Annotated in this window: 9 protein-coding genes and 1 pseudogene; 6 read left to right on the top strand and 4 right to left on the bottom strand. The window is 72.0% G+C overall.

All coding sequences use genetic code 11. The annotated features are described in order from the left end of the window. Positions 1-8: 8 nt before the first annotated feature. Positions 9-464: pseudogene (locus H9641_RS02340) on the bottom strand (hypothetical protein); the annotation flags it as partial. Positions 465-756: 292 nt separating this feature from the next. Between H9641_RS02340 and H9641_RS20565 the strand changes: the two are divergent. The 5 genes from H9641_RS20565 to H9641_RS02315 all read left to right on the top strand — a co-directional run bounded on the left by H9641_RS20565 (position 757) and on the right by H9641_RS02315 (position 7,721). Then, on the top strand, positions 757-1,965 hold the full coding sequence (locus tag H9641_RS20565) for an alpha/beta hydrolase (protein WP_191800688.1): 1,209 nt from the start codon (positions 757-759) through the stop codon (positions 1,963-1,965). Between the two features lie 36 nt (positions 1,966-2,001). Then, positions 2,002-3,000: a mycothiol synthase gene (gene mshD / locus H9641_RS02330; RefSeq protein ID WP_191800686.1), complete on the top strand. Its 999-nt coding sequence runs from the start codon at positions 2,002-2,004 to the stop codon at positions 2,998-3,000. Further along, complete coding sequence (locus H9641_RS02325; RefSeq protein WP_191800684.1) at positions 2,997-5,330, top strand: RNA degradosome polyphosphate kinase; 2,334 nt, start codon at positions 2,997-2,999, stop codon at positions 5,328-5,330. The genes mshD and H9641_RS02325 overlap by 4 nt, the downstream gene beginning before the upstream one ends. Further along, positions 5,327-6,352, top strand: coding sequence for an NUDIX hydrolase (locus tag H9641_RS02320; RefSeq protein ID WP_191800682.1), 1,026 nt, complete (start codon positions 5,327-5,329; stop codon positions 6,350-6,352). Before H9641_RS02325 ends, H9641_RS02320 begins: the two co-directional genes overlap by 4 nt. A gap of 415 nt (positions 6,353-6,767) precedes the next feature. Then, on the top strand, positions 6,768-7,721 hold the full coding sequence (locus H9641_RS02315; RefSeq protein WP_191800680.1) for a PDDEXK family nuclease: 954 nt from the start codon (positions 6,768-6,770) through the stop codon (positions 7,719-7,721). A gap of 207 nt (positions 7,722-7,928) precedes the next feature. Here the strand turns inward: H9641_RS02315 and H9641_RS02310 are convergent, their stop codons facing one another. The 3 genes from H9641_RS02310 to H9641_RS02300 form a co-directional block, all read right to left on the bottom strand. Beyond that, on the bottom strand, positions 7,929-8,933 hold the full coding sequence (locus H9641_RS02310; RefSeq protein ID WP_191800678.1) for an inorganic phosphate transporter: 1,005 nt from the start codon (positions 8,931-8,933) through the stop codon (positions 7,929-7,931). Between the two features lie 5 nt (positions 8,934-8,938). Next, on the bottom strand, positions 8,939-9,559 hold the full coding sequence (locus H9641_RS02305; protein ID WP_056649187.1) for a DUF47 domain-containing protein: 621 nt from the start codon (positions 9,557-9,559) through the stop codon (positions 8,939-8,941). Between the two features lie 453 nt (positions 9,560-10,012). Next, on the bottom strand, positions 10,013-10,612 hold the full coding sequence (locus H9641_RS02300; RefSeq protein WP_191801101.1) for a hypothetical protein: 600 nt from the start codon (positions 10,610-10,612) through the stop codon (positions 10,013-10,015). Between the two features lie 204 nt (positions 10,613-10,816). Between H9641_RS02300 and H9641_RS02295 the strand changes: the two genes are divergently transcribed. Further along, positions 10,817-11,323 carry a MarR family winged helix-turn-helix transcriptional regulator gene (locus tag H9641_RS02295; protein ID WP_191800676.1) on the top strand — a complete coding sequence of 169 codons (507 nt, stop codon included), beginning with the start codon at positions 10,817-10,819 and terminating at the stop codon, positions 11,321-11,323. The last annotated feature ends 15 nt before the right edge of the window (positions 11,324-11,338 follow it).

Below are 11,338 nucleotides of genomic sequence, written 5' to 3'. Positions count from 1 at the left end.
CGCGGGGCTCACGCCCGTCCCGGCACCACCGGCCGGGCACGGTCGTGCGGCACCGCACCGTCGCGAGGCGCGGCACCCTCGAGCACCCGCAGGACGGCCCGCACGGCCTCGCGGCCGGCGCGGTTCGCCCCGATCGTCGACGCGCTCGGCCCGTACCCGACGAGCTGGACGCGCGGGTCGGCGACCACGGTCGGCCCGTCCATGACGATCCCGCCGCCCGGCCCGCGCAGCCCCAGCGGCCCGAGGTGGTCGAGCGCGGCCCGGAAGCCCGTGGCCCACAGGATCACGTCGGCGCCCTGGTGCGTCACGCCGTCGGGACGGACCCCCTCGTCCCACGCGACGCCGTCGGGCACGACGCGCGAGAACATGGGCAGGCGACGCAGGACGCCCGAGGCGATCCCCGCCTCGTAGACCGGCGTGAGCGGCAGGCCCGTGACGGACACGACGCTCTCCGGCGCGCCGCCGCAGGTGGTAGGCGGCCGAGAGCCCGGCCTGCCCCGCGCCCACCACGAGGACGTCGACGTCGACGGGCTGGGACCGGTCGATGTGCCTGGTCGTCGAGAGGTGGTGTGCCGGTGCAGAGGTGCTCACACCCGTACCAACCGCGCGGGCCGCGGGACTCATCCACGGCACGGCCGTGACGCACCGCACAGCGCGACGGCACGCGTGGGGACACCCCGTGAACGTCCCGTGGACCTTGGCGGCCACCTGGGCGTTCGCCCGGTGGAACCTGTGCACGGCGGGCACCCTGGAGGGGTGAGTCCGTCCTACGCCCTCCCCGGCGCAGTCCCGCTGCCCGAGCCCGACACCGCACCGACCCTCCCCCCTGCCGTGCTGCGCGAGCTCGCGGGGCGCAGCGACTGGGTGTCCTCGTGGTGGACGGTCGGTCTGCTCGCGGCCGCCGGCGTCCTGGTCGCCGGGCTCGTGGTCTGGGACCGGCGGCGACGGACAGCACGCCACGCAGGTGGTCCGGGCAGACCGCGCGGCGTGTGGCGCGCCTGGGTCGGGACGGTCGCCTCGGGGCTCCTCGTGGTCCTGTCGGTGACGGTCGCGGTCAACGCGTACGCGGGCTACGTCCCCAACGCCGCGGCGTTCCGCACCACGATGGCGGGCTGGGGGATCGTCGATCCACCGCCGAGCCATCGCGACAAGCCCGCGGAGCGCACGGGCTCGTCGGCGACGGGATCGGTGAGCTCGACGCCGCTGCCGGCCCCGGACCTGCGCATGGCCGACGGCATCACGTGGGTCTACACGCCGCCGGGCTTCGACCCGTCAGCCCCGACCCGCTACCCCGTCGTCTACCTCTTCCACGGCAGCCCCGGACAGCCGAGCGACTGGTTCGCGGCGGCCGACAGCGCCAACGTCATGGACACGCTGCTCGCGGCGCAGCTCGTCCAGCCCATGATCCTCGTCGCGGTCGACGTCAACGGCACCGGTCCCTCCCCGCGCGACACCGAGTGCCTGGACTCCACGACGGGCGGCGCGCAGGTCGAGACCTACGTGACCGACGTCGTGATCCCGTGGGTCGACAAGACCTTCCCGACGGTCCCGGACCGGGACCACCGCGCGATCGGCGGGGCGTCGTCCGGCGGGTTCTGCGCGCTCAACCTGGGCCTGCGTCACCTCGACACGTTCAGCGCGATCATGGCCCTCGAGCCCTACGGCGACCCGGGCGGCGGCGGGCGCGCGATGCTCGCGACCCAGGAGGAGCTCGACGCCAACTCCCCCAGCCGCTACATCCCGACCATGGACTTCACGGCGCCCGTCGCGGTCTTCCTCGACGGCGGTTCCGAGGCCCCGCGGTTCGACCGCGAGGCGAACCGCCGGCTGGCCGCCGCCCTCACCGAACGCGGTCAGACCGTCGCGCTGCGCGAGGAGCCCGGCCAGGGGCACACGTGGGCCATGGTCCACGCGGGTCTGCCCTACGGGCTGGAGTTCGTCTCGGAGCACCTGGCCCAGCCCTGAGCCGGTGCGTCCGCCCGGTTGTGATGGGATGGAGCCATGCACTCCCCTCTCGAGATCGGCCCGCTCGACCCGGCCACCGCGGACGAGGTCCGCGCTCTGGCCGCCGCCGCCCGCGAGTCCGACGGCGTCGCCCCCCTCTCCGAGCAGCCGCTCCTGCGCCTCGGCGTCGACGACGAGGACCTCACGCACGTGGTCGCGTACGACGGTGCGGGCACCGTCACGGGGTACGCACAGATCGACCGCGGCGGGGACGTCGCGAGCGCCGAGCTCGTGGTGCACCCGGCCGCGCGCCGGCGTCGGACCGGCCGCATGCTGCTGCGCACCGCGCAGCGCGACGCGACCCTGCCCGCCCGCTCGGGCGAGCCCGGCCAGCACGGCCGCACGCTGCACGTGTGGGCGCACGGCGACCTCCCCGCGGCGCGCGCGTTCGCGGCCGACGCGGGGCTCGTCGTCGTGCGCGAGCTGTGGAAGATGGGCCTGGACCTGCGCCCGGGGACGTGGGAGCGTCCCGAGGTCCCCGCGGGCCTGCGACTGCGCACGTTCCGCCCCGGGCCCGACGACGCGGCCTGGCTCCGCGTCAACGCGCGCGCCTTCGCGCACCACCCCGAGCAGGGCCGCCTGACCCAGGCCGACCTCGACGCCCGGCTCGCCGAGGACTGGTTCGACCCCGAGGGGTTCTTCCTGCTCGAGCGCGAGGACGGGTCGCTCGCCGGGTTCCTGTGGACCAAGGTGCCCACGGACCAGGCCGGGTCCTCGGACGCGCCCGTGCGCGAGGGTGAGATCTACGTCGTCGGCGTCGACCCCGACGCCCAGGGCGAGGGGCTCGGGAAGGTGCTGACCGCCGTCGGGCTCGCGCACCTCGCGGCCCAGGGCCTCGACCGCGCGGTCCTCTACGTCGACGGCGACAACACCGCAGCGACCCGCACCTACCTCGGCGCGGGCTTCGGCAAGGACACCGTGGACGTGCAGTACGGCCCGGCGGCTGTGCATCCCGTCACCCAAAGTTCACCGAGTGATGCCACCATGAAGCCATGACCGACTCCACCGTCCGTCCCGGCGTCCGGACCCCCGCGCGCCCGGACCAGCAGCCGGAGGCTTCTCGCGACGCCCGTCCCCGGCCCGCCCTCGACCCTGAGCTCGCGGCGCACATCGCCGAGCACATCGCCGAGGAGGAGCCCGTCACGGGGACCGTCGACAAGGAGGTGCTCAGTGCCGAGCCCCTGCCCGCCGACCGGTTCGCGGACCGCGAGCTGAGCTGGCTCGCGTTCAACCAGCGCGTGCTCGAGCTCGCCGAGGACGAGAACCAGCCCCTGCTGGAGCGCGTGCGCTACCTCGCGATCTTCGCGTCGAACCTCGACGAGTTCTTCATGGTCCGGGTCGCAGGGCTCAAGCGACGCATCGCGACCGGGCTCGCCGTGACGGCCGCCTCCGGTCTCACGCCGCGCCAGGTGCTCGACGCGATCAGCGAGCGTGCGCACGAGCTCATGGCCCGCCACGCCGCGGTGTTCGCCGACCAGGTGCAGCCCGCGCTGGCGACCGAGGGCATCTCGCTGCTGCGCTGGGAGGACCTCGACACGCGCGAGCAGGAGCGCCTGCACAAGTTCTTCCGCAAGCAGATCTTCCCCGTGCTCACGCCCCTGGCCGTGGACCCCGCGCACCCCTTCCCGTACATCTCGGGGCTCTCGCTCAACCTCGCGGTCGTCGTGGTGAACCCGACGACGGGCAAGGAGCACTTCGCGCGCGTCAAGGTGCCGCCGCTGCTGCCGCGCTTCATCGCGGTCGACTCGCGCGGCCGCCCGTCGGCACCCAGCACGCAGGCCGCAGACCCCGACAAGGGCCCCACGTCGTTCGTGCCGCTCGAGGACGTCATCTCCCAGCACCTCGACCACCTCTTCCCGGGCATGGAGGTGCGCGAGCACCACACGTTCCGCGTGACCCGCAACGAGGACGTCGAGGTCGAGGAGGACGACGCGGAGAACCTGCTCCAGGCCATGGAGAAGGAGCTGCTGCGTCGCCGGTTCGGCCCGCCCGTGCGCCTCGAGATCGCCGACGGGATCAGCCCGCGCATCCGCCAGCTGCTCGTGCGCGAGCTCGACGTCGCGGACGACGAGGTCTACAAGCTGCCCGCGCCGCTCGACTTCACGGGCCTCAACCTCATCGCCGACCTGGACCGCGCGGACCTGCACTACCCGCGGTTCGTGCCGACCACGCACCGTTTCCTCGCCGAGGTGGAGAGCGCCAACCCGACCGACGTGTTCGCCGCGATCCGTGAGCGCGACATCCTGCTGCACCACCCGTACGACTCGTTCTCGACCTCGGTCCAGACGTTCCTCCAGCAGGCTGCCGCGGACCCCAACGTGCTCGCGATCAAGCAGACGCTGTACCGGACGTCGGGCGACTCGCCGATCGTCGACGCCCTGATCGACGCGGCCGAGGCCGGCAAGCAGGTCCTCGCCCTGGTCGAGATCAAGGCGCGCTTCGACGAGCAGGCCAACATCTCGTGGGCACGCAAGCTCGAGCAGGCGGGCGTGCACGTCGTGTACGGGATCGTCGGCCTCAAGACGCACTGCAAGCTCTCGCTCGTGGTCCGCCAGGAGCCCGAGGGGCTCGTGCGCTACTGCCACGTGGGCACGGGCAACTACAACCCCAAGACCGCGCGCCTCTACACGGACCTCGGGCTGCTCACCGCGGACCCCGAGGTCGGCCAGGACCTCACGCGCCTGTTCAACCAGCTGAGCGGCTACGCACCCCAGTCGAGGTTCCACCGGCTGCTCGTCGCGCCCCGCTCGGTGCGCTCGGGCCTCGTCGAACGGATCGAGCGCGAGGCCGTCGCAGCCCGCGAGGGCCGCGACGCGTGGGTCAAGTTCAAGGTCAACTCGGTCGTCGACGAGACCATCATCGACGCCCTGTACCGAGCCTCGCAGGCCGGGGTGAAGGTGGACCTCGTGGTCCGCGGCATCTGCGCGATCCGCCCCGGGGTGCCCGGGCTCAGCGAGAACATCCGCGTGCGGTCCATCCTGGGCCGGTTCCTCGAGCACTCGCGCATCTTCGCGTTCGCCAACTCGGGCGGCCCGGCCATCGCGGACGGCCCAGAGTCCGGCCCCGAGGTCTTCATCGGGTCGGCCGACCTCATGCACCGGAACCTCGACCGCCGCGTCGAGACGCTCGTGCGGCTCGTCGACCCGGACCAGATCACGAACCTGCTCGACCTCATCGACATCTCGATGGACAGCGGGACCGCGTCGTGGCACCTGCAGGCGGACGGGACCTGGGTGCGGCACTCGACCGGACCCGACGGGGCCCTGACCGACATCCAGTCGACCCTCATCACCCGACAACGCCGTCGTCTGGGCATGGGTCAATGAGCTCTCCGTCCTCGTTCGCACCGCTCGTGGACACCCTCGGCCCCACCCACGTCCCGCACGCCCCCGTGATCGAGTCGGCGGGAGGGCTCGTGTGGCGCGTGCGCGACGGTGAGCTGCAGGTACGGCTCGTCCACCGGCCGCGCTACGACGACTGGTCGTGGCCCAAGGGCAAGCTCGACCCGGGCGAGACCTTCCAGACCGCCGCCGTGCGCGAGGTCGCCGAGGAGACCGGCAAGCCCGTGATCCTCGGCGTCCCGCTGCCCGGGCTGCAGTACCTGACCCCGGAGGGGCGCGTGAAGCGCGTGCACTACTGGGCTGCGCAGCAGGCCAAGCGCGTGCGCGACGCGGGCCCGCTCGCCGCGCGCGCCCCCGTGCCCCCGGTGTCGCCCGACGAGATCGACGCGACCGAGTGGCTCGGCGTCGAGGAGGCCGCACGCCGGGTGACCCGCAAGGCAGACCGCGGTCCGCTCGCCGCGCTCGTCGAGGAGTACACGCACGGACGGCTCTCGACCCGCGTCGTCGTGATCGCCCGGCACGGCAAGGCCGTGACCCGGGCCGCATGGCACGGGGCCGAGCAGGACCGGCCGCTCACGCCCGCCGGGCACGCGCAGTCCGTCGCACTGGTCCCCGTGCTCGCGGCCTACGGGGTCAACACCGTGGTGACGAGCCAGTGGGACCGCTGTGCCCAGACCATCGCGCCCTACGCGCAGGCCGCCCGGCTCGAGACCCTCTCGATCGACCACCTGACCGAGGCGCAGCACGAGCGGTCCCCCTCGCGGGTTGCGCGCACCGTGCGCGAGCTGCTCGAGTCGCAGCGGTCGACCGTGCTCTGCACGCACCGGCCCGTCCTGCCCACGGTCCTCGACGTCCTGGGTCAGCACTCACGCCGCCCCGTGGCCAACGCCCTGCCGACACGGGACCCGTTCCTGGAGCCGGGAGAGATGCTCGTGGCGCACGTCGCGGACACCCCCAAGGGGCCGCGCGTGCTCGCGGCAGAGAAGGTCGCGCCGCCGCTGCACTGAGGTGGGCCGGTGGTGTGTGCTCGGTCCCTGTGTCGAAGCCAGGGAGTGGGCTCGCTCGTACGCCTCGGGAGCCCAGAGGCTCGGAGGCTCGGAGGCTCGGAAGCTCGGAAGCTCGGAAGCTCGGAGCGAATCCGAGCACCTGGGACGGCCACCGCTTTGTTGTCAGAACTGAGCCGGGCCATACCCCGGGCGAGCTCTGACAACTCATGCCCAGGCGGAGCACCCCAGTGATCCCCAGCTCACCCGCTCCAGTTGTCAGAACTGAGCCGGGCCATACCCCGGGCGAGCTCTGACAACCGGCGGCGGTGGAATCGCACCGTTCGACGGCGTGCACCGCGCACTCACTGCGTCCTTCGTCCACAGACGACCGCGTCCCCCCTGACGCCCGACGTCGCGGCCGCCAAGAATCCCCGGCATGAGCGGAACGTCGGACGCGTTGGAGTCAGTCCCGGGCCTGCACCGGATCAACCACTACCAGGAAGGAGTGGTGACCCGGAAGCAGCTGCGGGGGCTGGGCGTCTCCTGGGACCACGTGAGCGCACAGCTGGCTGCGCGACGGTGGACGCTCGCAACCCGCGATGTCGTCCTGCTTCACAACGGCCCTGTCACCGAGCCGGCCCGGCGATGGATCGCGGTGCTGAGCGCACAGGGGACGGTCGCCATCGGCTCGTGGTCCGCACTGTCGATGCGCGGGCTGACGGGCTGGACCCGGCCGGGGATCCACATCGTCGTCGCTCGTGGGGCGAGGCCCCCACGAGTCTCCGCCGTCGTCGTCCACGAGTCTCGCCGCCCGGCGCCCGAGGACATCCGTCCGTTCCTCGGGCTCCCTGTCCACACGGCGCCGCGCGCTGCGGTCGACGCAGCTGCGTGGCAACGACACCCCCGCACCGCCGTCGGTCTGCTCGCCGCCACCGTCCAGCAGGGGCTGGCCACGACCGACGAGCTCTTCGAACAGCTCGATCGGGTGGGCGCCGTCCGCTTCCGGAGCGTCATGCGCACCTCGCTCGTCGACATCGCCGGCGGTTCGCAGTCCTTGGCCGAGATCGACTTCATCAGGTTCTGCCGCGAGCGCGACCTGCCCGCCCCTGAACGGCAGGCGCGACGCAAGGACTCGCAGGGACGCCAGCGCTACCTCGACATCGAGTGGCGGCTCCGCGACGGGCGTCGGTTGGTGGTCGAGGTCGACGGGATCGGCCACAGCGATCCGGACCGTTGGTACGAGGACCTGTTGCGCACGGCCGAGCTCGACGCGAGCAGGCGGGACATCGTCGTCAGGGTCCCTGCTGGTGCCGTCCGGTTGGAGCCGGACCGGGTCTACGACATCCTCCGGCACCATCTCGGGTCGGCAGCGCAGGAGACTTCCGCGTAGTTGTCAGAAGCACACCGGGGTATCCCCCGGCTCAGTTCTGACAACCAAGCAGTGCAACGTCGGTCAGGCCACATCACCAGCAAAGTTGTCAGAAGCACACCCGGGTATCCCCCGGCTCAGTTCTGACAACTGATCCCCCGGAAACAGCAGGACCAGCGTGACCTCAAGGTCACGCTGGTCCTGGCAACGCGCGGACGAGGCGGAGCCTCAGAGCAGGATCGGGTGCAGGATCCAGTACATGATCGCGGCCACGAGGGCGGCGGCCGGGATGGTCAGGACCCAGGCGATGCCGATGTTCTTCGCCACGCCCCACCGGACGGCGGACAGCCGCTTGGTGGCGCCGACACCCATGATCGCGGACGTGATGGTGTGCGTCGTGGAGACCGGTGCGTGCAGCGCGAACGCGTTGACGTAGAGCACGATCGCGGAGACGGACTCGGCGACGAACCCGCGCGCCGGGTCGAGCTCGATGATCTTGCGTCCCAGGGTCCGCATGATGCGCCAGCCGCCCGAGTACGTCCCGGCGGAGATCGCGGCCGCTGCGGCGAGCTTGACCCACAGCGGGATGCCCTCGTCGGGGCTGGCCCAGCCGACCGTGAGGAGCGCCATGAAGATGACGCCCATGGTCTTCTGCGCGTCCTGGAGGCCGTGGCCCAGGGCCATGGCTGCGGCGGACACGGTCTGCGCGAGGCGGAAGCGGCGCGTGGTCTTGGAGGGCGCCGCGCGGCGGAAGAGCCACAGCAGACCGACCATGACGGCGAACGCGAGGCCGAAGCCCACGATCGGGGAGAAGACCATCGGCAGGACGACCTTGTCGATGATCGACTGGCCGTAGATCGCGAGCCCGCCGGCGAGGCCGGCGCCCACGAGGCCACCGATGAGGGCGTGCGTCGAGGACGACGGCAGCCCGAACCACCAGGTGATGAGATTCCAGACGATGGCCCCGATCAGGGCGCACAGCACCACGACCAGGGCCGTGTGCGATGGCACGTCCTGGAGGTCGACGATCGAGGTCGCGATGGTCTCCGCGACCTCCGTGCCGAGCAGCGCGCCGGTGAAGTTCATGACCGCGGCCATGAGCAGGGCAGCGCGCGGGGTGAGCGCGCGCGTCGAGACGGACGTCGCGATCGCGTTGGCCGCGTCGTGGAATCCGTTCGTGTAGTCGAAGCTCAGCGCGAGCGCGACGACGAGGACGACAAGAGCGAATTCCACGGAGCTCAGGACTCCTTGAGCGCGATGGTCTCGACGGTGTTCGCGACCTTCTCGAACGCGTCGGCGGCCTGCTCGAGGATCTCGACGACCTCCTTGAGCTTGATGAGGAGGATCGGGTCGGCGACGTTGTCGAAGAGCTCGGCGAGGAGCTTGCGGTGGATCTTGTCGGCCTGGTTCTCGAGGCGGTTGACCTCGACCCAGTACTCGGCGAGGTCGTTGAGCGAGCGCAGGCGCGGCATGGCCTCTGCGGTCAGCTCGGCCGCGCGCTGGAGGACCTGGACCTGCTCGGAGACGCGTGCGGGCAGCTCGTCGATCTTGTACAGGACGATGAGGTCCGCGGCCTCTTCCATGTAGTCCATGCAGTCGTCGAGCGCGGAGGCGAGGCCGTAGATGTCGTCGCGGTCGAACGGCGTGACGAACGTCTGGTTGAGGCGCCGCATGATCGTGTGCGTCGCGTCGTCAGCCAGGTGCTCGGTCTCGGCCAGCTTCTTGGCGAGCTCCTTGCGGGTGGGCCGGTCTGCGCCGAGCAGCTCGGCGAGAAGGTTTGCCCCGGTGACCAGGTGCTGCGCGGAGTCAGCGAGAAGGTCGAAGAACGAGGTATCGCGCGGGGTGAGGCGCAAGCGCACGGGAGGCTCCGGAAGGGCTGGACGCTGGTGGGGTTTCACAGGCGAGATGACGACCGCTCAGAGCGATCGCCACCTGGATGTCACAGGTGTTCTGTTGGAAGGTGACGCTGTGGTGAGAAGCGCTCGAGGTGCGCGTTAACGCATCCCTAACGCCCGTCAAATGTAACCGAACTGTCGCCTGAACGTTCAATCGCTCGGGCACCCCGACGGCAGCACCGAGAACGCCTGCCAGGGCAGGGCGGAACGGGGCTCACGTCATGGTGGGGGGCGACGCCGGGCCGGGAGCGCCTGTCGGCGCGAAGGCCGCTCGAAGCGGCTGATGTTGGAGCCCGGGGCTACCGCGACCCGACGTCGTCGTTCATCCTACGCCCGCTCGGCGGGAGCCTCCGAACCGGCTGGTGACGGCACCGTGCGAGCACCGCGCCCCGCTCCCGCACGCCCGACGGCGGAGCGTCAGTCCAGCTTGTCGGCCCGCCAGAGCGCGGCGGCGTGCTCGAGCTCCTCGGCGGTGCGCAGCAGCGACGAGGCGCCGCGCGTCATGCGCAGCGCCGAGTCCGGGTCGGCGACCTCGCGCGTGTCGGCGTCGAACGCGGCCCCCGTGGCGAGGATGCGGCAGAACGCGGCGGCCCGCTCGAGGGCCACGGCGAGGTCTCCGGCGAACACACCCGAGAGCACGGCGTCGGCGAGCTCGCGCACGTCCTGGGGTCCGGGCGGGCTCGCGACGCCCGCGACGACCTCGTGGACGGGGGCCGCGTCGACGCCGAGCCGGTAGCGCAGCGTCACGGTCTCGGGGTCGCGGCGCACCCACTCGCGCAGGACGTACAGGCGCCAGAGGGCTCCGGGCAGCGTCGAGGGGGCGGAGTCGGCCCAGAGTCCCGAGACGACGTCGAGCCCTTCGGTCTCGACGAGCCGGATGAGCCGGTCGACGACCTCGGGGTCCTCGGACGCGCGGGCGCCGTGCACGATCGCGGCCGCGGTCGTGTGGGCGATCTGGTCGCGCAGCGCGGGGTCGATCTCCCCGGGGAGCTCCTCGGCGTCGCGCGGGTCGAGCATCGCGGGGCGGCGCGGGCGGTGGGTGGGGGTCGGTTGTTCGCTCACCTCTCGATCGTACGCAGGGGCCCGACGGCGGGGCTCGCGCGGGCGCGGCGGAGCAGCCCGACGCACGTGAACCGGATCGCAGAAGATGCCCCCTGCAACCATTGCCCTCAGCAACCATTCGGAGTATCGTTGCTTGCAGCAACTAAGGAGCCTTCTCGCGTGTCCCTCTCCACCACCCCGTCGCTCGACGCCCCCCTCGACGACGCGGCACCCCCCACCCCCTCCCCGACCCAGCCCCTCGACGTCCCCGTCATGGAGCTCACGGTCGCGCTCGAGGAGCTCAACCGCGCCCAGCGCGAGGTCTCGGCCCGCCTGTCGCGCGAGCTCGACTTCCCCCGGGCCTCGCTCGGAGCGCTCCGGCTCCTCCAGCGCTGCGGCCCCCTCCAGGTCACCGAGCTCGCGCACCACCTGCGGGTCGACCTGTCGGTCGCGAGCCGCCAGGTGACCCATCTCGCCGAGGCCGGCCTCGTCGAGCGCACCGCGTGCGACGACGACCGTCGCGCCCGCAGCGTGACCCTCACGCCCGCGGGACGCGCCAAGGTCGAGGAGACCTTCGCGCTCCTCACCAGCCGTACCGCCGAGACGTTCGTGGGCTGGACCCCCGAACAGCTCCGGGAGGCGATCCGCCACCTGGAGCGCCTCACCGAGGCGCTCTCGCACACCTGACCACTCCCCGGGCGA

This window comes from Oerskovia merdavium, from assembly GCF_014836755.1.
Classification (GTDB): domain Bacteria; phylum Actinomycetota; class Actinomycetes; order Actinomycetales; family Cellulomonadaceae; genus Oerskovia; species Oerskovia merdavium.
The sequence above is the reverse complement of the archived record's forward strand: the minus strand, read 5'-3'. Positions and strand labels throughout refer to the sequence as shown.

Bases quoted from the DNA above. Each gene is read 5' to 3' on its own strand.
- mshD (WP_191800686.1), top strand. From the start codon at position 2,002: ATGCACTCCCCTCTCGAGATCGGCCCGCTCGACCCGGCCACCGCGGAC.
- H9641_RS02325 (WP_191800684.1), top strand. From the start codon at position 2,997: ATGACCGACTCCACCGTCCGTCCCGGCGTCCGGACCCCCGCGCGCCCG.
- H9641_RS02320 (WP_191800682.1), top strand. From the start codon at position 5,327: ATGAGCTCTCCGTCCTCGTTCGCACCGCTCGTGGACACCCTCGGCCCC.
- H9641_RS02315 (WP_191800680.1), top strand. From the start codon at position 6,768: ATGAGCGGAACGTCGGACGCGTTGGAGTCAGTCCCGGGCCTGCACCGG.
- H9641_RS02300 (WP_191801101.1), bottom strand. From the start codon at position 10,612: ATGCTCGACCCGCGCGACGCCGAGGAGCTCCCCGGGGAGATCGACCCC.